The 19,333-nt window shown below is 72.1% G+C and carries 21 protein-coding genes and 1 tRNA gene; 3 read left to right on the top strand and 19 right to left on the bottom strand.

Going from position 1 to position 19,333, the window contains the following annotated elements; translation table 11 throughout:
• Nucleotides 1-34 precede the first annotated feature (34 nt).
• Nucleotides 35-232: a hypothetical protein gene (locus Asi02nite_RS31215; RefSeq protein ID WP_203717592.1), complete on the bottom strand. Its 198-nt coding sequence runs from the start codon at nt 230-232 to the stop codon at nt 35-37.
• Between the two features lie 211 nt (nt 233-443).
• Between Asi02nite_RS31215 and Asi02nite_RS31210 the strand changes: the two genes are divergently transcribed.
• Nucleotides 444-905, top strand: a complete 462-nt coding sequence (locus Asi02nite_RS31210) for a HEAT repeat domain-containing protein (protein ID WP_203717591.1) — start codon at nt 444-446, stop codon at nt 903-905.
• Between the two features lie 157 nt (nt 906-1,062).
• Here Asi02nite_RS31210 and Asi02nite_RS31205 read toward each other — a convergent pair whose 3' ends face one another.
• Complete coding sequence (locus Asi02nite_RS31205; protein WP_203717590.1) at nt 1,063-1,488, bottom strand: VOC family protein; 426 nt, start codon at nt 1,486-1,488, stop codon at nt 1,063-1,065.
• A gap of 107 nt (nt 1,489-1,595) precedes the next feature.
• Nucleotides 1,596-1,679 (bottom strand) — tRNA-Tyr (locus Asi02nite_RS31200).
• Between the two features lie 148 nt (nt 1,680-1,827).
• Here Asi02nite_RS31200 and Asi02nite_RS31195 point away from each other — a divergent pair.
• Entirely contained in the window at nt 1,828-2,325 is a 498-nt protein-coding gene (locus Asi02nite_RS31195) for a YajQ family cyclic di-GMP-binding protein (protein ID WP_203717589.1), read from the top strand.
• Nucleotides 2,326-3,196: 871 nt separating this feature from the next.
• On the opposite strand, the gene Asi02nite_RS31190 is transcribed toward Asi02nite_RS31195, so the two are convergent.
• The 15 genes from Asi02nite_RS31190 to Asi02nite_RS31120 all read right to left on the bottom strand — a co-directional run bounded on the left by Asi02nite_RS31190 (nt 3,197) and on the right by Asi02nite_RS31120 (nt 18,061).
• On the bottom strand, nt 3,197-4,456 hold the full coding sequence (locus Asi02nite_RS31190; protein WP_203717588.1) for an MFS transporter: 1,260 nt from the start codon (nt 4,454-4,456) through the stop codon (nt 3,197-3,199).
• 78 nt (nt 4,457-4,534) lie between these two features.
• A complete protein-coding gene (htpX, locus tag Asi02nite_RS31185; protein WP_203717587.1) occupies nt 4,535-5,422 on the bottom strand; it encodes a zinc metalloprotease HtpX in 888 nt (295 codons plus the stop codon).
• A 362-nt stretch (nt 5,423-5,784) separates the two neighbouring features.
• Entirely contained in the window at nt 5,785-7,272 is a 1,488-nt protein-coding gene (locus Asi02nite_RS31180) for an NADH-quinone oxidoreductase subunit N (RefSeq protein ID WP_203717586.1), read from the bottom strand.
• On the bottom strand, nt 7,269-8,786 hold the full coding sequence (locus tag Asi02nite_RS31175; RefSeq protein ID WP_203717585.1) for a complex I subunit 4 family protein: 1,518 nt from the start codon (nt 8,784-8,786) through the stop codon (nt 7,269-7,271). The genes Asi02nite_RS31180 and Asi02nite_RS31175 overlap by 4 nt, the downstream gene beginning before the upstream one ends.
• Nucleotides 8,783-10,642, bottom strand: coding sequence for an NADH-quinone oxidoreductase subunit 5 family protein (locus Asi02nite_RS31170; protein WP_203717584.1), 1,860 nt, complete (start codon nt 10,640-10,642; stop codon nt 8,783-8,785). The genes Asi02nite_RS31175 and Asi02nite_RS31170 overlap by 4 nt, the downstream gene beginning before the upstream one ends.
• The gene (nuoK, locus tag Asi02nite_RS31165) at nt 10,639-10,986 is read right to left on the bottom strand and encodes an NADH-quinone oxidoreductase subunit NuoK (RefSeq protein WP_203717583.1); all 348 of its coding nucleotides are present in this window, start codon (nt 10,984-10,986) and stop codon (nt 10,639-10,641) included. The genes Asi02nite_RS31170 and nuoK overlap by 4 nt, the downstream gene beginning before the upstream one ends.
• Complete coding sequence (locus tag Asi02nite_RS31160) at nt 10,983-11,486, bottom strand: NADH-quinone oxidoreductase subunit J family protein (protein WP_203717582.1); 504 nt, start codon at nt 11,484-11,486, stop codon at nt 10,983-10,985. The genes nuoK and Asi02nite_RS31160 overlap by 4 nt, the downstream gene beginning before the upstream one ends.
• Nucleotides 11,483-12,022 (bottom strand): NuoI/complex I 23 kDa subunit family protein, encoded by a 540-nt coding sequence (locus tag Asi02nite_RS31155; RefSeq protein ID WP_203717581.1) that lies wholly within the window; start codon nt 12,020-12,022, stop codon nt 11,483-11,485. Before Asi02nite_RS31155 ends, Asi02nite_RS31160 begins: the two co-directional genes overlap by 4 nt.
• Nucleotides 12,023-12,136: 114 nt before the next feature.
• Nucleotides 12,137-12,898: a hypothetical protein gene (locus Asi02nite_RS31150; RefSeq protein ID WP_203717580.1), complete on the bottom strand. Its 762-nt coding sequence runs from the start codon at nt 12,896-12,898 to the stop codon at nt 12,137-12,139.
• A 99-nt stretch (nt 12,899-12,997) separates the two neighbouring features.
• Entirely contained in the window at nt 12,998-13,717 is a 720-nt protein-coding gene (locus Asi02nite_RS31145; protein ID WP_203717579.1) for a response regulator, read from the bottom strand.
• A complete protein-coding gene (locus Asi02nite_RS31140) occupies nt 13,687-14,817 on the bottom strand; it encodes a hypothetical protein (RefSeq protein ID WP_203717578.1) in 1,131 nt (376 codons plus the stop codon). Before Asi02nite_RS31140 ends, Asi02nite_RS31145 begins: the two co-directional genes overlap by 31 nt.
• On the bottom strand, nt 14,807-16,057 hold the full coding sequence (locus Asi02nite_RS31135) for a sensor histidine kinase (RefSeq protein ID WP_239127285.1): 1,251 nt from the start codon (nt 16,055-16,057) through the stop codon (nt 14,807-14,809). The genes Asi02nite_RS31140 and Asi02nite_RS31135 overlap by 11 nt, the downstream gene beginning before the upstream one ends.
• A 68-nt stretch (nt 16,058-16,125) precedes the next feature.
• Nucleotides 16,126-16,536 (bottom strand): ester cyclase, encoded by a 411-nt coding sequence (locus Asi02nite_RS31130; protein ID WP_203717577.1) that lies wholly within the window; start codon nt 16,534-16,536, stop codon nt 16,126-16,128.
• Nucleotides 16,533-17,492, bottom strand: a complete 960-nt coding sequence (locus tag Asi02nite_RS31125) for a complex I subunit 1/NuoH family protein (RefSeq protein ID WP_203717576.1) — start codon at nt 17,490-17,492, stop codon at nt 16,533-16,535. The genes Asi02nite_RS31130 and Asi02nite_RS31125 overlap by 4 nt, the downstream gene beginning before the upstream one ends.
• Entirely contained in the window at nt 17,492-18,061 is a 570-nt protein-coding gene (locus Asi02nite_RS31120) for an NADH-quinone oxidoreductase subunit C (RefSeq protein WP_203717575.1), read from the bottom strand. Before Asi02nite_RS31120 ends, Asi02nite_RS31125 begins: the two co-directional genes overlap by 1 nt.
• 22 nt (nt 18,062-18,083) lie before the next feature.
• On the opposite strand from Asi02nite_RS31120, the gene Asi02nite_RS31115 reads away from it, so the two are divergent.
• The gene (locus tag Asi02nite_RS31115) at nt 18,084-19,061 is read left to right on the top strand and encodes an isopenicillin N synthase family dioxygenase (protein WP_203717574.1); all 978 of its coding nucleotides are present in this window, start codon (nt 18,084-18,086) and stop codon (nt 19,059-19,061) included.
• Here the strand turns inward: Asi02nite_RS31115 and Asi02nite_RS31110 are convergent.
• Nucleotides 19,058-19,234: a hypothetical protein gene (locus tag Asi02nite_RS31110; protein WP_203717573.1), complete on the bottom strand. Its 177-nt coding sequence runs from the start codon at nt 19,232-19,234 to the stop codon at nt 19,058-19,060. The genes Asi02nite_RS31115 and Asi02nite_RS31110 overlap by 4 nt on opposite strands.
• Nucleotides 19,235-19,333 lie beyond the last annotated feature (99 nt).

The following is a 19,333-nucleotide window of genomic DNA, read 5'->3' as shown; positions in this document are numbered from 1 at the left end:
TGCCTTCACCCTCCGCCATCGGGCTGGAACCTGATCAGTTCCAGTCGAAACCAAACGCTTGAACTGCACTCTCGCCGAACGACTCGCTGATCGTGGAACCCACCGAGTCGACCTGCTGGTTGTCGATGTAGGCAGAGGCTGACGCCACTCCACCGGCGACCAGGGCGCCGAAGCCGAGGACGGCGAAGATGGCGGCCCGGCCGACCCAGCGGCCGAACAAGCGTGCGCGCATCCAATTGCTCCTGTCACAGGGGTGGGGCGTGTTGAGTAAGAAGATGGTGCCACATCATGCATGGCGACGCACAGGGCATCACGCCGGGCCCGAACCAACGGCACGTGCAAACCCAACCAATCGTATGAGGCCCACCTTAGCGGGGGCTTTGGTCGGTCGCATTTGTCCAATGGAACGCCAACCGATCCGGGGAACGGCAGACAATCGCAAGGTGACCGAACAGCGCCGGACGGTGGATGCGCCGCCGCCTCGAGCCCGGGTGCTCGCGGAATGCGCCCGCCGTGGGCACACCGCCGTCGTGGATGGCTGCGTCGCCCTGCTCGAGGGTGCCGGTGACGGCGACGTGCAACTCATCGTGGTGTTGGGCGGGCCGGCCGCATCGTGGGCGCTCGATCCGTCCGAGGGTGGTCCGGGCTCTTCCCGCTGGTACTGGGTCCGCGTGTGGGCCGCGCGGGGGCTGTTGTGGGCCTGGGACCCCAGGGCGACGACCGCGATCGTGGCCGCCCTGCATGACCCTGCGTGGCGGGTGCGTGAACTGGCCGCGAAGGTGGTCGCCCGTCATCTGGTCGGCGACGCGTTGGCGGCGGTCACCGTTTTACGGACCGATCCGGTGCCTCGGGTACGGGCAGCCGCGCACCGCGCCGTGGTCGGACTGACCGCTGCGGGCGCCTGATGCCCGACGGCGGGCTTTGATCTAGATAGTGGGGACATGCTTGTTCTTGCGGATCGTGCATCGCCGGAGGCGCCCTGGTCCGGATTGTCCGTGATGGTCGTCCAGCCCGCTGGCACCTGTCTGCGATCCTGCGCCGGCCGCGTTGGGTACGCGTTGGTTAGGCGTTGGGCGCGTCCCGGGGCGCCCAATGCCGGTGCGCGTCGTCGGCGGGGCTCATCAGGCCGATCTGGTGCCCGTCGGGGTCCGCGACGATCGCGTACCGGGAACCCCAGAACGCGTCGAAGGGCGCCTGACGGCTCTCGTACCCGGCGTCGATGATCTTCTGCCAGAGCGCGTCGACCTCGGCGCGGCTGCCGAGCCGGGTGCCGATCACCCCGCTGCCGGGCTGTGGTGGCGGGGAGCCGCTGTTCCAGCGCCGGACCGAGGCGGCCTCGTCGAGCTCGACCGTCAGGCCGTTGGGGAACGCGAACTCGACGTGCGGCCCGGTCGGCTCGCCGGCCCAGCCCAACAATCGATAGAACGCGAGACTCGCGGTCAGGTCGCGCACCAGAAGATTGACCTGACTCGGAACGGGTGCGTTCATCCGCTCAGCCTGGCACGGAATTTTTCACAACGCACTTTTTCGGCGACGATAATTGCCCTTCATGAAATTTGGCCCCTGCCGTATTCGGCAGGGGCCTCATTCACTACTGGTGGCGGGTAGAGGATTCGAACCTCTGTAGCTTTCGCGACGGATTTACAGTCCGCTCCCATTGGCCGCTCGGGCAACCCGCCAGGGCGTGCCGCCACATCGGATGCGGCAGCGGAAGCAAGGATAGCGGTAGCACCGGTCCGGAACGCAACCGGGTACGGTCGGCATGTCCACGCCGCCGTGCCGGCCGTGGACATCGCCAGAACACCGCACCGACGCAGGAGCATGATCATGGCAGCGAACCCGTCCTTCGACGTCGTCAGCAAGGTCGACCAGCAGGAGGTCGACAACGCCGTACGCCAGACGGAGAAGGAGCTTGCGACCCGTTTCGACTTCCGTGGCACCGGCGCGGAGATCAGCTGGTCGGGTGGCGAGAGCCCCGTCAACCTGACCGCGGAGACCGAGGAGCGGGTCAAGGCCGCGCTCGACGTCTTCAAGGACAAGCTGGTCAAGCGCAACATCTCGCTGAAGGCGCTGGACGCGGGCGAGCCGCGCTCCTCGGGCAAGACCTACAAGATCGACGCCAAGATCATCCAGGGCATCGACACCGAGAAGGCGAAGGCGATCAGCAAGAAGATCCGCGACGAGGGCCCGAAGGGGGTCCAGGCGCAGATCCAGGGCGACCAGCTACGGGTGACGGGCAAGAAGAAGGACGACCTGCAGGCGGTCATCACGTTGCTGAAGTCTGGGGACTTCGGGGTGGCGCTGCAGTTCACGAACTACCGCTGAACGGTCGCGGCCAGCACGGGCGGGCCATCCGGCCCGCCCACTGACCGAGACCTTCCGGCGCGGCGCACCGACCACGGACCCGGCCGCCGCTTTTTTCGGCGCGGCGCAGCCACCGCGGACCCGGCCGCCGTCCGCCGCCTCTCTCTGCGCGGCGCAGCCACTGCGGAGCTGGCCGCCGTCCCACGCGCCCCTTCGCCGGTTTCCTAACCCCGAAAGCGGCCGCTGGCGCGCCGTCGAAGCAACACCCACCGCCAACGGGCCGCCGCCGCACCCACCGCGAACTCGGCCTCCGTCTGCCGCTTCCCTCGGCGCGGCGCAGCCGCTGCGAGCCTCGGCCGTCGTCCCACGCACGCCGCGCTAAAGCGGCCGCCGTCCACCGCTTCCCTCGAGCAGTACACCCCCCGCGGACCCCGCCCCCGTCCGCCGATCCCCTCAGCGCCGCATGCCGCCCCGGATCCAGCCGCCGACCGACGTACCCGGTCGCGGACCCTGCCGCCGTCCGAGGCTTCCGTCAGCGCGGCATACCACCGCGGACCCCGCCGCGATCTACGCACCCGCCAGCACTCGTCTCTGCCCAGGAGCCGTCCGACGTGACGATCGACCTGGCCTTCGAGGAGCCGTTCGCCCGCGCTAAGCCAACCGCCGTCCGACGCACCCTGCGCGGAACCCGACCGCCGCCCGCCGGCACACTCGAAGCAGGACCCGCAACCGGTAACCCGGCCGCCGCCCGCCGCTTCTCGCGGCGCGGCACACCCACCCCGGACCGAACAACCTCCGACCCACCGAACCGCGAACCCGTTCGACGCGCGGCACCCACCCGTGAATCGACCGGGTCGAAGGTGCTCACCGAAGACCGGAAGCCCGGGCCACCTCAGACCGCCTCGGGTTCCAGTGCACCTTCCAGCCGTACCGCCGCCGTCTTTTCCGCTCGTGCGATCGGCCCTCGCGCAGGAGCCGCCACCAGCGCCCCCACCGCCACCGCCACCCCCGCGAAGATGAAGGCCCACGGCACGCCCGCCCTGTCGACGAGCCAGCCCGCGACCGCGCCCCCGACCGCCGACGCCGCCACCGACACGGTGACGATCCACGTATAAGCCTCGTTGAGCATCGACGCCGGCGCGATCCGGCCGACCATCGTGTTCTCGACCGTCAAACCCGGGGCGATCACCACGCCGCCGAAGACCAGGGCGATGCCCAGCCACAGCGGGGACGGCATCAGGGCGAAGACCGCGAACGTGCCCGACAGCAGCGCCAGCAGGACCGCGAACTGGCGGGTCATGTTGTCCGCCAGGCGCCGTGTGCCGAACCAGAAGCCGCCGACGGCGCTGCCTACCGCCCAGACCGCGAGGAGTACGCCGGCCAGGCCGTCCGGGTCCGCGACGCCCTCCGCCGTGGCGAAAGCCGGGACCGTCACGCCCGTCGCGCCGAACGCCGTGCCCAGGCCGAAGACGCAGACCAGCAGCGGCAGGAAGCCGGCGACGCCGAGCGGGCCGAAGCCCTTGGCGTGCGCCGACGGCGGGTGGGGCTGCCAGCCGCGCATGACCTTGCCCAGCGCCACCGCGAGCGTGCCGACCAGGGTGACGCCGCCGGCGCCGAGCAGGGCCGAGGTCGGGTCGCCGAACAGCAGGAAACCAGAGACGAGCAGGGGGCCCAACACGAAGACGAGCTCGAACAGCGCGGTCTCGGCGGCGAGCGCGAGGTTGCGCAGCGCGTACCGGCCGGTCGACGGCGCCGTCACGTCGTGCCACGCGCCGCGCAGTGCGGCCGTCAGCGGTGGGAAGGTCGCGCCGGCCACCGCGGTGGCCGCGTAGATCACCGCGAGCCCGCGGGAGTGCGCGAGCACGAGGGCGAGCAGGGCCAGCGGATGCGCAACGCCGGTGACCAGCAGCACGGGTGTCGGGCCGATCCGGTCGGCGATGCGCCCGGCCAACGGGCTGAGCACCGCGCCGGCGACCGCGTAGATGCCGCCCGCGACGCCGGCCAGCGAGTAGCGGCCGGTCACGTCCTCGACCAGGAGCAGCAGGGCCAGCGGGGTCATGCCGATGCCCAGCCGGCCGATGATGCCGAAGACGAACAGCGCTGGCGCGCCCGGGATCCGCCAGACCACCAGATATTGCCGGAGCGCGGCCACCCGTCAACCCCCTGTAACGACCGGAAGACCAGCCGAACCTAACGGTCGACTGGTCTTCCGGCCTAATTGATTACAGGGTTACTGGAACTGCACCGGCCCGACCTCACGCGGGTTGCGGGCCATCTCCTCCAGCCGGCGGACCCGGTCGGCCATCGGCGGGTGGGTGGAGAACAGCTTGGCCAGGCCCGCACCGCTCAGCGGGTTGGCGATCATGAGGTGCGCGGTCCGGGTGTACTGGTTGTCGGCCGGCAGCGGCATCTGCCTGGCGCCGGCGTCGATCTTCCGGAGCGCACTGGCCAGGGCCAGCGGGTCGCGGCTGAGCGCGGCGCCGGAGGCGTCGGCCTGGTACTCCCGGTTGCGGCTGATCGCGAGCTGGATGATCGACGCCGCGAACGGGCCGAGGATCAGCATGGCCAGGAACACCGCCGGGTTCGGGGCGTCGTCGTCGTCACCGCCACCGATCGGCAGGAACCACGCGAGGTAGGCGATGAAGGTGATCATGCCGCTGATCGCCGCCGCCACGCTGGAGATCAGGATGTCGCGGTTGTAGACGTGCGACAGCTCGTGGCCGATCACCGCCCGCAACTCGCGGTAGTCGAGGATCTGCGTGATGCCGGTCGTGACAGCCACCGCGGCGTGCTTGGGGCTACGCCCCGTCGCGAACGCGTTGGGCTGCATGGTGGGGCTCACGTAGAGCTGGGGCATGGGCTGCCGGGCGTCGGCGGCCAGTTCCCGCACCATCTGGTAGAGCGCGGGGAACTCGGCCTCGCTGACCGGCCGGGCCCGCATCGACCGCAAAGCGATCTTGTCGGACCAGAAGTAACTGGCACCGTTCATCAGCAGCGAGATGATCAGCGCGATGATCAGGCCGGACGTGCCGGCAACCGCGAAGCCGATGCCAAGAATGAGCGCTGTGAGCAGGCCAAGTAGCGCGGCCGTCTTGAGGCCGTTGTAATGCCTGTGCAACGCGTCCCTCCTTCAGAACGCGGGTGGGGAACCCGCTGACCAGTGCAACGTCCCCTGTCCACCGACCATGCCCGGGTGCGCTGTGAATAAGCTGAAGATCAACGCGAGAAAGCCTTCAAAGAGCGATAAAGACTGACAAATTTCCCGGGTTCGCGGTGGTCCGGACCGTCGCTCCCGCCGGACACCGCTCCGCTTCGCTCCGCTGCCAGGCCCGCCCCGGGTCACCGTCACAACCAGAACCGGCACACCACGACATTCCGGACTGCCGCAGCTGGTCGGCTACGCGGGGCGCTGTAGGGCGGCGGCGACGTTCGAGATCAGCGGGCGCGTCGCGCGATCGCCGGTGCGCCCGTCGGTTTCGGCTAGCCGGAGGCCCAGTCCAGGACCAGTTGGGGCAGGAAGCCGATCGCTATCGCGAAGCCCGTCGCCAGAAGAAGAACGCCCGCAACCGGCCAGGGCACCGCCCGGGCTGGCCGGTCCAGGGGGTCCGGCGCGTAGAGCAGCGCCGCGACGCGGACGTAGTAAGCCAAACCGATCACCGCGTTCAACGCGACCAGCACCGCCAACCACCCGGACGAACCAGTCAGCAGCGAGCGGACCACCGCGACCTTCGCGAACAGCCCCGCCAACCCCGGCGGCAGGCCGGCCAGGCCGATCAGGGCCAGGGCCAGCGCCGCGCCGGTCCACCGATGGCGGCGGGCCGCGCCGCGGTACGAGTCGATGCGGCCGCCGTCGGCCGTCGGCTCGCGGAGCGCGACCACCGCCGCGAAGGCGGCCAGTTCGAGGACCACGAAGAAAACCGTGTACGCGACCGCCGCCGTCACCGCCGTCGAGAACGCCGGGCCCGTGCGACCCGAGGCAAGCGCCAGCGCGCCCAGCGGCGCCAGGATGTAGCCGGCCTGCGCCACGGACGACCAGGCCAGCAACCGGGTCATCCGGATCTGCCGCAGCGCCACCAGGTTGCCGACCGTCATCGTCAGCACCGCCAGCGTCGCCAGCAGCGGACCCGTCACCGTCGGCGGCAGCGCCACCGTGACCACCGCCAGGATGGCCACCACGCCGCCCAGCTTCGACGCCGTCGACAGGTACGCGGCGACCGGTAGCGGCGCGCCGTCGTACGTCGCCGGCGCCCACGCGTGGAACGGCACCGCCGCGACCTTGAACGCGAGCCCGAGCACCAGCAGCGCGATGCCGACCGAGGTGAGCGGCAGGTCCAGCGCCCGCACGGGCGCCTCCCCCGCCAGCGAGACGTCGCCGGTCAGCGCCGGCCCCAGCGCCGTCAGGTGCAGCCGCCCGGTGACCGCGTAGAGCAGGGCGGCGCCGAGCAGCGAGACCGCCGTCGCCACCACGCTGACCACGAAGAAGGTGACCGCGGCCGCCGCACTCTCCATGGTCTGCCGGCGCATGCCGACCAGCACGTACAAGGGCAGGGTCAGGGTTTCCAGCGCGACGATCAGCGTGATCAGGTCGCCCGCCGCGCCCAGCACCACGCCGCCGGTCATCGAGCACGCGAGCAGGAAGCAGTATTCGCCCGCTGGGGCGACGCCGGCCCGCAGCAGCGGTGCCGACAGCCCGAGCACGCCGGCCGTCAGCAGCCCGAACACCGCGCCCACCAGCGCCGATCGCCCGCCGAAGAGGTAGGAGCAGCCGTCCGCGACGCAGAACGTCGCGCGGTCGGCGCCCGTGCCGACGAGGATCGCGACGGCGGCGGTCGCCAGCGCGCCGAGCACCGCGACGGCCAGCGTCACCGACCGGCGCGCGACGAACAGGTCGGCCAGCAGCACCAGCACCGCGGTGCCGGCGGCGAGATAGCCGGGCAGCAGCGCGACATTGTCGACCGCCTGGGTCACCGCGTCACCGCCTCGACCAGGGACTGCACCGGCACCTCGGAGAAGCCGAGGACCAGCACCGGCACCAGCCCGACCAGCAGCGCGAGCACCACGAGCGGCGACCAGGCCGCCAACTCCGGCCCGGTGATCCGCACAGCGGGCGTTGCGGCGACAAGAGGCGACGCGGCGCCATGGGTCACCTTGCGCAGCATGCGCAGGAAGTAGGCCGCGGTCAGTGCCCCGCCGATCGCGGCGAGGACGCCGAGCGTCACCCAGCCGGCCCCGCCCCGCTCGAACGCGGCGACCACGGCGAACGCCTCACCCCAGAAGCCGGCGAGGCCCGGCAGCCCGAGCGACGCGATGGCCGCGAACGCCAGCAGCCCGGACAACCACGGCGCGCGCTCCCGGAGCCCGCCGAGCACGGCCAGGTCACCGGTGTGGAAACGGTCCTTGACCGCGCCCGCCAGGAAGAACAGCAAGCCGGTGATGATGCCGTGCGCGACGTTGCCGATCAGCGCCGCCTGGATGCCGGTCGTGGTCAGCGTCGCGACGCCGAGCAGCACGAAGCCCATGTGCCCGACGCTCGAGTAGGCGATCAGCCGCTTGAGCTCGGTCTGCGCCAGGCAGACGAGGCAGCCGACCAGGATCGCCGCGACCGCGAGCGCGCCCAGCAGCGGGGCCGCCCAGCGCGCACCCTCGGGCGCGACGCCGACCGCGACCCGGATGAGGCCGTAGGTCCCCATCTTCAGCAGCACCCCGGCGAGCAGCACGCTGCCCACGGTCGGTGCCTGGGTGTGCGCGTCGGGCAGCCAGGTGTGCAGCGGCCATAGTGGACTCTTGACCGCGAACGCGATCGCCAGCAGCGCGAACGCCGCGAGCTGGGTCGTGCGGGTCAGCGGGACCGCGCCGGAGGTGAGCGTGACCAGGTCGGCGGTGCCGGCCGCGGCGACGACGGTGAACACGCCGACCAGCAGCAGCACCGAGCCGAAGAGCGTGTAGAGGGCGAACTTGCGGGCCGCGTGCCGGCGCCGGTCGCCACCCCAGCCCGCGATGATCGCGTACATCGGCAGCAGCACGACCTCGAAGAACACGAAGAACAGCACGAGGTCGAGGGCCAGGAACGTGCCGAGCATGCCGACCTCGATCACCAGCAGCAGCGCGACCAACGTCGAGCCCCGGCCGCCGGGCGGCACGTGCCAGAGCGTGTAGAGGCAGCAGAGCAGGGTCAACAGCGTGGTCAGGACCACCAGCGGGTACGAGACGCCGTCGACCCCGAAATGCAGGCGCAGGTCGAGGGCCGGCACCCAGGACGTGTCGACCGAGGTCCACGGGACGATCGGCGGGGCGCCCGCGCCGGCGGGCCCGTAGGAGAACCAGCCGTCCGGGTGGGCCGTGCCGAGCAGCAGGCTGGCGACGAAGGCCAGCAGGGCGAACGCGGTGCCGCACCACCGGCCGGCGCGATCGGAGAGCGCGAAGGCCCCGATCGCGCCCGCGGCGGGCAGCGCCAGCACCGCGACCAGCCACACCTCGTTCATGTCGCACTCCCGTAGAGCGCGGCCGCGAGCCCCAGCAGCAGCACGCCGGCCAGCAGCGCGGTGGCCGCCCGGGGCAGCCCGGCCCGGTGCCAGGCCGCGAGCTGGTTGCCGACGTCGGTCGTGCCCAGCCCGGCGCCCTCGACCGCCCCGTCGACCACGCGCTGGTCGGTCACCGCGGCGCCGCGGGCCAGGGCCACGACGGGGCGTACGACGAGCCGGTCCTGCACGGCGTCGAGCCAGAACGCGTTGTCGAACGTGGACCGCGCCGGGCCGAGGAACCGGGCCGGGTCGCGGGTGGTGTCGCGCCGCCAGAGCACCCAGACCAGCAGCAGGCCGAGCCCGAGGGCGGCCAGCGGCGCGGCGGTCTCGGCGCCGAGGTGGGCCAGCTCGATCTCGGGCAGGTCGACCACGAACGGGGTCAGCCGGGCACCGAAGCCGTCGGCGAAGGCGAGCAGGCCGAGCAGCGCGCTCGGCACGGCGAGCACCAGCACCGGGACGGCCATCGGCCAGGGCGGCTCGTGCGCCGACTCCGCACCGGGCGAGCGGGGTGCGCCGAAGAAGGTGCGCAGCCACAGGCGGCCCGCGTACCAGGCGGTGACCAGCACGCCGGCGAGGCCGACGCCGTAGACCAGCCCGGGCAGCCAGCCCGCGTCGGCGGACGAGGCGGCGTGCAGCACGGCGTCCTTGCTCCAGAAGCCCGCGAGCGGCGGCAACCCGATCAGCGCGCCGAGCCCGATCGTCATCGACCAGAAGGTGCCGGGCATCCGCCTGCGCAGCCCGCCCATGGCCGACATCGAGTTGCTGCCCACCGCGTGGATGACGGAGCCGGCCCCGAGGAACAGCAGCGCCTTGAACGCGGCGTGGGTGAGCAGGTGGAACAGCGCGACGGCGGGGGCGCCGACGGCCAGCGCGGCCGCCATGTAGCCGATCTGCGAGACCGTGGACCAGGCCAGCACCCGCTTGATGTCGTCCTGCGCGGTGGCCGCGAACGCGCCGATCAGCACGGTGACGACGGCCATGACCCCGAGCACGGTCAGCGCCGGGTCGCCGAGCACGAAGACCGGGTAGAGCCGGGTCACCACGTAGATGCCGGCGGCGACCATCGTGGCCGCGTGAATGAGCGCGGAGATGGGCGTCGGGCCGGCCATCGCGTCGGGCAACCAGGTGTGCAGGGGGAACTGCGCGCTCTTGCCCGCGAACCCGGCGAGCAGCAGCAGCGCGGCCGCGGTCACCGTCGCCGCCGGCAGACCGGGCAGCGCTGACAGCACCTGCGTGATCCAGAAGCTGCCGGCGTTGACGCCCAGCAGGACGATGCCGAGCAGGAAGCCGATGTCGCCGACCCGGGTCACCAGGAACGCCTTCACCGCCGCCGCGGGCGCACCGGGCAGCCGGCGGTCGTGGCCGATCAGCAGGTAGGAGCAGATGCCCATGACCTCCCAGCCGACCAGCAGCAGGATCAGGTCACCGGCGACCACGACCAGCAGCATCGCCGCGGTGAAGAGGCTGATCTGGGCGGCGTACGGCGGGTAGCGGTCGTCGTCGCGCAGGTAGCTGGTCGAGTAGACCTGGACGGCCAGCGCGACCACGCCGACCGCGACCGCCACGAGCGCCGCCGCCTGGTCGATCCGCACCCCGGCGGTGACCGAGAAGTCGCCGAAGCGTACCCAGTCGACGTAGGTCTCGAACGGCTCGTCGACCCGCACGGCGAGCAGGACGGCGACCACGAGCGCGCCGGTCGCGCCCGCGATGCCGAGGCCGGCGGCCGCCGTCCGCGACCGCAAGGGCAGGACGAACCCCGAAAGAGCCGCCACCAGCGGTACGGCGGGCAGCAGCGGCCCGAGCACGTCGAGGCTCATGAGGTGGTCACCCGAGGCTCGTCGAGCTCGCTGGCCGGCGCCGCGTCGAGGCGCACGGTGTCGACGGCGACGCTGGCCCGCAACCGGTAGAGCTGGAGCACGATGGCCAGGCCCACCCCGACCTCCGCCGCGGCCAGCACGATCACGAACAAGGCGAACACCTGCCCGCCGTGCGGCAGCGCCGCCCGGACCGTGGTGTCGGCGGTGACCAGGATCAGGTTGACCGCGTTGAGCATCAGCTCGACCGCCATCAGCACGAGCACCGCGTTGCGCCGGCGGAGCACACCGTAGACGCCCGCGCCGAAGAGCAGCGCCCCGATCACGTACGGGATGACCGGTCTCATGGCCGGCTCCCGATGTCGGGGCGGGACACGATGATCGCGCCGACCAGCGCCGCGAGCAGCAGCACGGAGAGCACCTCGAACGGCAGCACCCAGGAGCGGAACAGCTCGGTGCCGAGGCTCTCGGCGGTGCCGGGCGCCGGCAGGTCGACGGCTGACCAGCGGAACGCGTCGGCGAACAGGGCGGCGAGGCCGAGCCCGGCGCCGCCGCCGATCAGGGCGGCCGGCAGGCCGGGGCGGTTGAGGTCGGGCGAACGGCCGATCGGCGCCCGGGTCAGCATGACCGCGAAGAGCAGCAGCACGACGACGGCGCCGACGTAGATCAGCACCTGCACCCAGGCGACGAGCTCGGCGGTGAGCACGAGGTAGAGGCCGGCGACCGCGCCGAGGCAGACCACGAGGTAGAGGCCCGCCCGGACGAGCTGGTCGGTGGTCACCACGAGGACGCCCGCGCCCACCGCCACCGCCCCGAGGGCCAGCAGCAGGACGTCGGCCCCCGTCACCTGGGTGCCCGGGGTGCGCGGCCCGGTGACTCACCGCCGGCGCGCTTGGCCGCGGCGGTCTCCTCCTTGGCCGGCTCGCCGTTGGGGTCGTGCGCGGGCGGCGGCGGCACGGTGGCCATCCACTCGCCGAGCTGGTCCTTGTCGTGCAGCAGGTTCTTGATGTCGTATTCGGCGTATTCGAACTCGGGCGACCAGTAGAGGGCGTCGAACGGGCACGCCTCGATGCAGATGCCGCAGTACATGCACAACGAGAAGTCGATGTCGAAGCGGTCGAGCACGTTGCGCTGCCGCGCCCGGGCCGCGCCGGGGACGACGACCTCTTCCTTGTGGGAGTCGATGTAGATGCACCAGTCGGGGCACTCGCGCGCGCAGAGCATGCACACCGTGCAGTTCTCGGCCAGCAGCGCGATCACCCCGCGCGAACGCGGCGGCAGGTCGGGCGCCTGGTCGGGATATTGATGAGTGTGCGAACGGCGCGTCATCGTCTTCAACGTGACGGCCAGCCCCTTGGCCAACCCTTCGCCGGGTACACCCATAGGCCCATCCTGCCGTGACTGGTCCCCTTGATTCAATCCGTGCGGTGGATCGCAAACAGGGCACCCCACGTTTCGGGGTGCCCTGTTTGCCGGGGAGGGAGTGGAGCCGACGGCCTAGGCAGGGCCGCCGCCAGTCAGGCCCCACTGTTCTTGGACCGGGGCCGGGTGGTAGTAGTCGTCGCGGTTGACGAACTCGACCGGCAGGCCGCCCGGCAGGGCGACGCCGCGCTGTGGGTCGGTCAGCTCGTCGAGCAGCAGGGCCGAGTCGGCCCGTAGCTGCAGCGCGTCGCGGTCGCGCGGCGACAGTTCGACGATGTCGGGGTTGTTGAGCCGGAACTTCGCGATCGACCGCCGGATGGTGAGCGCCAGGTCGCGCCCGTCGCCGGCGACGCCGCCGGAGAGCATCAGCGCCGGGCGCCGGTTGGAGCGCATCGAGTCGCAGACGACCAGGACGCCCTGCGGGCCCGGTGCGGGCAGCAGGTGCAGCCGCCAAGGCCACTGCCAGAGGACCTGGCCGGTGGCCACCCGCGTGCCGCCACCGAGGGCGGGCCGGCGGGGCGGCCGGGGCGGGCCGAACGTCGCCACGGAACGGTGCCGCGGCGCGCCGACCCGGGCCAGGTCCCAGTCGTCACAGACGTACGCGAGCCGGCGATCGGTGATCAGCACGTCGGCGTACCGGGGCAGCGTCCAGCGCCGTTCGGCGGCCCCGCCGGGGGTGCCGATCAGATAGCCGGTGACGTTGACCTGGCCACGCCACGACACCTGTTCGCCGGGCTCGAGCACGACCGCGCGCTGGCGGTCGAGCAGCGGGCCGGTCTCGTCGGCGGTCGGGTCGTCGAACCGGTACGGCTGGATGAAGAAGGGTGCGGCGCTCATCGGGACGGGGCCTCCAGGGTGAGGAACCTGTCACCATGTTGGCTCCGCCGCCACGCTGTGTCATGACAGTCAACCGGGGGTCGGTCGATCGGCGGGTCGCTACGCGGGCCGATCGGGCGACGCGTGCGACCGGTAGGTCCCGATCTCCTCCGGGCGGATCAGACCGTCCTCGATCGCCCGGGCGAGCAGCGCGGACTTGGTCGCCGCGGGGCGCCCCGCCCGGGCGTACTTGATCCGCGCGCGGTCCACGTACTGCTTGACCGTGTGCTCGCTGATCTGCATCCGCTTGGCCACCGACGCCTTCGACATCGACTGGAACCAGAGCAGCAGCGCCTCCCGCTCCTTGTCGGACAGCGCGGGCCGGGTGCTGCGCCGGTCACCGACCATCGCGCCGGCCAGCGACGGCGGCACGTAGGGCCGGTCGGCCGCCGCGGCGAGCACGGTCTCGACACAGTGGTCGCGGCCCTCGTGCTTGGCCAGGAACGCCACCGCGCCCGCGTCGAGCACGGCGAGGATCGTCGAGGACTCGTGGTGCTCGGAGTAGACCACCACCCGCTGCCCCGCCGCGCTCAGCTCGCTCACCTTGTCGACCACCATCCGGCCGTGCAGCCGCAGGTCGAGCAGGATCACGTCGGCCGGGCCGGCGGAGAGCACCGCGTCGACGTTGTCGCCGGTCGCCACCACCTCGAGCCGCGGGTCGGCGGCGAGCCAGGAGCGTACGCCCTCGAGCACCACGGGATGGTCGTCGACGATCGCGACCGCCACCCGCGCGCCCCCCGACCCGTACGTCATGCCGCTCGCCACCGTGTCTGTGCCCATAGGAGTTCCTCGTCCCGCTCGTACCAGTAATCCACTACGCCGTTCATCGCCCAGCTGTGCGCCTCTTTGGCCGGCCCGGCCGTCGCCGGGGTCGTCAGGCTGACCACCACCTCGTCGGGTTGTGCCACCACCGTGACGCGGGCCCAGTCGCGCGCGGTGGCGAGCGTGGCGGCGAGCGGCTCCGCGAGCCGGCGACGGATAGCGACGTCGAGCTCGGGCAGGTCGCCCACCGAGATCAGGTCGACCGGGACGCCCTGCCGCTCGGCCACGTCGACGCAGGCCCGCAGCTCGTGCAGCAGCGGATCGGGCACGTCGTCGGACTCGGCGATGAGCCGGCGCAGCCGGGCCGCGGCCAGCGCGCAGGACCGCTGCACGTCGAGGTCGGCCGGGTCGGCCCGGCCGCTGGCGAGGTCGTGCAGCAGGGCACCGGCCGCCTCGGAGACGATGCCGAGCCGTTCCTGCCGCTCGCGCTGGGCGTGCGCCGCGCCGAGCCGCTCGGACTCCAGTGCGGCCCGGGCCGACTCGCTGGCCGCCGCGGTGGCGGCCGTGGCGCGCAGCACGTCCATCGCCGCGACGAGCGCGATCGGCAGGACGCCGGTGCCGTAGATGTACATGACGAACCGGCTGAGATTGATCGCGCCGTTGCCGTCGGGGGTGGCGGCGAGCACGCCGACCAGGCCGAGCGCGGCGTTGGCGGCGAGCACCATGACCAGCGGCCCGATGCCCCGGTCGTAGAGCAGCAGCAGCGCGAACCAGCCGATCGTGCCCCAGGCCCAGTTGGCCGAGTGGAAGAAGATGGCGTCGGGGGTGATCGCGATGACGAGCACGTCGACGATCAGCAGCACCGCGAGCAACGGGAAGACAGGCACGGCGAAGCCGTAGAACAGGCGGGCGCCGGCCAGCACGCCGACGAAGGTGAACAGCACCCAGCCGGCCGCGGCGGCCCACGGCACCCGGTAGTCGGTCCAGCCGGTGGCGATGCCCGGCACGTTGACCGCGAAGTGCCAACCGAACGCGATGAAGACGGCGGCGATCCGGCCACCGCGGTCGGCCGTGGTCGCCACCGTGGCCCCGGCGATGCGCAGCCGCTCAGACGACATCGGACCACTCCAGGTGGATGCGGGTGCCGTTGCCGGGTGCCGTGTCGATCCGCGCGGTGCCCTTGACCGCGCTCATCCGCGCCATGATCGACTCACGGATGCCGTAGCGGTAAGGCGGGATCGCGGCCATGTCGAAGCCCGGCCCGACGTCGATGACCTCGACCACGACGACGCCGCGGTTGTGGTGCAGCCGCAGCCAGGCGACCGAGCCCTCGGCGTGCCGCACCACATTGGACAGCGCGGCGTCGGCGCTCTCGGCGATCGCGTCGGCGACCCGCGCCGGCACCAGGCACGGCTCGAGCGCGGCGGTCAGCGGGTAGCCCTCGAACCGCTCGACGATCACCCGGAGCCGCTCGTCGAGGGAGACCTTCGCGGCCGGGTCGAGCACGGGCCGCAGCGCCGGGTCGAGCAGCGTACGCAGGTCGGACGAGGCCCGGGCACGCAGCATCGGTGACTGCGTCGCCACACCGCCGAGGCCGACCATGGTCAATGTGGACAGCACCGTGTCGTGCAGGTCGCGGTTCTGCTTCCGCTCGGCCTCACGGGCCAGCCGGGCGATCACCGACTCGCGGTGGGTGCGCTGGTAGTCGGCGAACACGCCGTCGGCGGCCCGGGCGCTGCGCCGGGTCAGGTAGACCAGGCCGACCGCGAGGAAGGTCTGCGCGACCAGCACGATCGCGTGGCTGACCGCCTCGCCCGGCTGGCCGGCGAGGAAACCGCCGACGCAGTAGGCGGTCGCCAGCAGGAACCCGAACACCACGCCGTGCGCCACCCGCAGCGCGAACTGCGCGGTGATGATCGAGGTGCTGGCCAGCACCGCGACCCAACTCACGCCGCCGGGCATCACGTCGGGCGAGACGAGCACCCGCATCGCGAGGCAGGCGGTGGCCGTCAGGACGCCGTCGATCAGCACGATCCGGGCCCGGATGCCGTTGCCGACGGTCTGCCGGTAGAACACGACCGACCAGATCGTCAGCACGACGACGGCCAGCGCCAGCGGCACCGCCTGCACCGGTGGCGTGCGCACCGCGAGGGCGACCAGCGCCACGGCGATGCCGCAACTGAGCCGGATCACCGCCGGGAACAGCGCGTAGACCTTCGCCAGCGCGACGCCGGCCGGGTTGACGGTCGGCTCCGCCTCGGGCGGCTCGGGCACCGGCGCGAGCGCGATGGGCTCGGGTCTCGACCACGGCCGGTCCGGCGGCCCGGAATGCGGCCGCCAGGGGCTGTGAGTGGGCACCGACGCACCCAGACGCGTGTCGATGCGGGCATTTAACCACGCATCGCACGCGCGTGGTCACCGTGGTATCAAGCGGGGGGCAACATTTCGACACCGAGCTGCTGAAGAAGCTGGAACAGCTCGTTGACGCTCCACACGTCGGCGATCAGGCCGTCGGCGTCGAAGCGCAGGAAGGTCGCCCCGGAATAGCTGACGACGTTGCCGGTCGGGGGCACCGGGCCGAACTGGCCGAGCTGGGTGCCGGCCGCGCGCCAGTGCACGGCCGCCCGATCGCCGCTGACGATCAGGTCGACGATCTTGTAGCGCAGGTCCGGAAAGGACGCCCGGCGCTCCTGGTGCCAGGCGAGCACGCCGACCGGCCCGCTCGCGCCGAGGCCCGGGCAGTCGGGCCCGACCAGCTCGTAGGCCGTGGCCTCGTTGGCGCCGTTCCACACGTCGGCGACCAGGCGCCGCACGGCCGCCTCGCGGTCGGCTGTCACAGCGCCACCCGGACGGCCGCGGTCAACACGAGCTGGCCCAGCGACACCGGCACGAGCACCAGCCAGCACAGGCGCTGGAGCTGGTCCTCGCGCAGCCGCGGATAGGCGACCCGGAACCAGATCACCACGAACGCCACCGCGAAGATCTTCACCAGCGTCCAGAGCCAGCCGACCTGGTCGTCGAAGGGGCCCTTCCAGCCGCCGAGGAACAGCACCGTGGTCAGCGCGGCGATCACCACGATGCCCACGTATTCGGCCAGCAGGAAGAACGCGAAGCGCAGGCCCGTGTATTCGGTCATGTAGCCGAAGACGAGCTCCGAGTCGGCGATCGGCATGTCGAACGGCGGCCGGCGGATCTCGGCGAGCCCGGCGACGAAGAACACCAGCAGCGCCGGGAGCTGCCAGAGCAACCACCACGGCCGCCAGGCCTCGACGATGCCGGTCAGGCTCAGCGTGCCGGCCGCCATCGCGACGCTGGCCGCGGCGAGCACCATCGGCAGCTCGTAGCCGAGCAGCTGCGCGGCCCCGCGCAGGCCGCCGAGCAGGCTGTATTTGTTGGCCGAGGCCCAGGCCGACATCAGCACCGCGACCACGCCGACGCCGAGAACGGCGAGCACGAAGAACAGGCCGACGTCGAGGTTCTGCCCGACCAGGTCACCCGGGCCGAGCGGGATGACCAGCAGCACGAGCAGGTAGGGCACCAGGGCCACGATCGGCGCGAGCCGGAACACCGACCGGTCGGCGGCGGCCGGCGTCACGTCCTCCTTCTGCACGAACTTGACGCCGTCGGCGATGAGCTGGGCCCAGCCGTGGAACGCGCCGGCGTACATCGGGCCGAGCCGGCCCTGCATGTGCGCCATCACCTTGTGCTCGGTCTGGCCGACCACCAGCGGGAGAACCAGGAACGCGGCGACGACGCCGACCACGCGGACGAGGATCTCGAGCCAGAGTGGCATCAGGCCGGCCCCCATTCACCCGGGGCGGGGACGCCGGGAGGCCGCATCGGTGCCCGCTTGGCGGTGCCGGCCTCGCTCTCGCCCGGCTCCTTGGCACCCGGCCAGGCCTTGGCGACCCGGGAGGCGAGGACGAACTCCTTGCGCAGCGGGTGGCCCTCGAACTCGGGCGGCAGCAGCAGCGGCTGGAGGTCGGCGTGGCCCGCGAAGTCGACGCCGAACATCTCGTGGGTCTCGCGCTCGTGCCAGGCGGCGCCCGGGAAGATCGGCACGACCGTGTCGAGCACGGGCTCGGCCCGCGGCACCCGGGTGCGCAGCAGCAGGCCGTGGTGGTGGCTCGTCGACCAGAGGTGCGCGACCACCGCGAAACCCTCGTCGAGCTCGTCGACGGCCGACAGCCAGTCGAAGAAGTCGCAGGCCAGCGCGGCGTCGTCGCGGGCGACCCGGACCGCCTCGGCCCACCGCACGGGCGCGACGTCGACGGTCGCCCGGGCGTGGTCGTTGCCGCCGGACACGGAGGGCTCACCGGCGACCAGCTCGACGAGCCGCGCTCCGATCTCCTCCGGGGTCATGCGGAGATCCTAGGCTTTCGGCATGACGGACACGAGGCTCCCGGTGATCGATGTGGGTCCGCTGCGCTCGGGCGCCGACCCGGACGCGGTCGCCCGGCAGATCGAATCAGCGTGCCGGGACACCGGGTTCTTCTACGTCATGGGCCACGGCGTGCCGGCCGCGCTGCTCGAGCGCCTGGACGCCGCGGCGCGGTCGTTCTTCGCCCTGCCCGAGGCCGAGAAGCTGGCGATCGCGATGCGGCACGCGGGTCCGGCCTGGCGGGGCTACTTCCCGCTCGGCGGTGAGCTGACCGCGGGGCGGCCCGACCGCAAGGAGGGCATCTACTTCGGCGAGGAGCTGCCGGCCGGCGACCCGCGGGCGGGCCTGCCGCTGCACGGCGGCAACCTGTTCCCGGCGGCGGTGCCCGAGTTGCGGGCGGCGGTGCTCGACTACCAGGCCGCTCTGACGGACCTGGCGCAGGACGTGCTGCGCGGCGTCGCCCGCAGCCTCGACCTGCCCGCCGACTACTTCGCGGCCGGTTACACCCGGGTGCCCACGGTGCTGTTCCGGATCTTCCACTACCCGCCGCAGCCGCCCGGCGACGACGACTGGGGTGTCGGCGAGCACACCGACTACGGGCTGCTCACGCTGCTCGCCCAGGACGAGAACGGCGGTCTGGCGGTACGCACGCCCGGCGGCTGGATCGACGCGCCGCCCCTGCCGGACACGTTCGTCTGCAACATCGGCGACATGCTCGAACGGCTGACCGGCGGCTGGTACCGGTCGACGCTGCACCGGGTCCGCAACGTGAGCGGCAACGAGCGACTCTCGTACCCGTTCTTCTTCGATCCGGATTTCGGCGCCGAGGTGCCGCCACTGCCCGGCCGGGCGCGCACGACGGCGAGCGGCGAGCCGCGCTGGGACGGCGCGGACCCGGTCGCGTTCACCGGCACCTACGGCGACTATCTGACCGCCAAGGTGGCCAAGGTCTTCCCGGAGCTGTTCGCGGCGACCCGCTAGTCGGTCTCCGGGCGTTCGTCGAGGCGGTGGCTGCGGTCCGGCAGCCGGCCGGCACGGCGCACCGCCTCCGCTTGGGCCCGGTCGCCGTAGCAGCTCGGGCAGCCTTCGTCGTCGCACGGGTCCTGGACCAGTCGACGGGATTGCGAGCCGTTGATTTGCCGCGATCGCGTCATGGCTCTCAGTTTCACCCCAACAACCCCCCGGTGTCGGCAGAATTACGACAATGAGCACTCCTGCATAGACGGACTACTGTGAGGGGGCCGTCGACCCCG

This window comes from Asanoa siamensis (assembly GCF_016862555.1).
Lineage (GTDB): Bacteria > Actinomycetota > Actinomycetes > Mycobacteriales > Micromonosporaceae > Asanoa > Asanoa siamensis.
Note: the sequence above shows the minus strand (reverse complement) of the source record. Positions and strands in the feature narration are given on the sequence as shown.

Bases quoted from the DNA above. Each gene is read 5' to 3' on its own strand.
- Asi02nite_RS31125 (WP_203717576.1), bottom strand. From the start codon at position 17,492: ATGCCACTCTGGCTCGAGATCCTCGTCCGCGTGGTCGGCGTCGTCGCC.
- Asi02nite_RS31140 (WP_203717578.1), bottom strand. From the start codon at position 14,817: ATGTCGTCTGAGCGGCTGCGCATCGCCGGGGCCACGGTGGCGACCACG.
- Asi02nite_RS31215 (WP_203717592.1), bottom strand. From the start codon at position 232: ATGCGCGCACGCTTGTTCGGCCGCTGGGTCGGCCGGGCCGCCATCTTC.
- Asi02nite_RS31150 (WP_203717580.1), bottom strand. From the start codon at position 12,898: ATGAGCGCCGCACCCTTCTTCATCCAGCCGTACCGGTTCGACGACCCG.
- Asi02nite_RS31145 (WP_203717579.1), bottom strand. From the start codon at position 13,717: ATGGGCACAGACACGGTGGCGAGCGGCATGACGTACGGGTCGGGGGGC.
- Asi02nite_RS31195 (WP_203717589.1), top strand. From the start codon at position 1,828: ATGGCAGCGAACCCGTCCTTCGACGTCGTCAGCAAGGTCGACCAGCAG.
- Asi02nite_RS31110 (WP_203717573.1), bottom strand. From the start codon at position 19,234: ATGACGCGATCGCGGCAAATCAACGGCTCGCAATCCCGTCGACTGGTC.
- Asi02nite_RS31175 (WP_203717585.1), bottom strand. From the start codon at position 8,786: ATGAACGAGGTGTGGCTGGTCGCGGTGCTGGCGCTGCCCGCCGCGGGC.
- Asi02nite_RS31205 (WP_203717590.1), bottom strand. From the start codon at position 1,488: ATGAACGCACCCGTTCCGAGTCAGGTCAATCTTCTGGTGCGCGACCTG.
- Asi02nite_RS31170 (WP_203717584.1), bottom strand. From the start codon at position 10,642: ATGAGCCTCGACGTGCTCGGGCCGCTGCTGCCCGCCGTACCGCTGGTG.
- Asi02nite_RS31115 (WP_203717574.1), top strand. From the start codon at position 18,084: ATGACGGACACGAGGCTCCCGGTGATCGATGTGGGTCCGCTGCGCTCG.
- Asi02nite_RS31155 (WP_203717581.1), bottom strand. From the start codon at position 12,022: ATGGGTGTACCCGGCGAAGGGTTGGCCAAGGGGCTGGCCGTCACGTTG.
- Asi02nite_RS31120 (WP_203717575.1), bottom strand. From the start codon at position 18,061: ATGACCCCGGAGGAGATCGGAGCGCGGCTCGTCGAGCTGGTCGCCGGT.
- nuoK (WP_203717583.1), bottom strand. From the start codon at position 10,986: ATGAGACCGGTCATCCCGTACGTGATCGGGGCGCTGCTCTTCGGCGCG.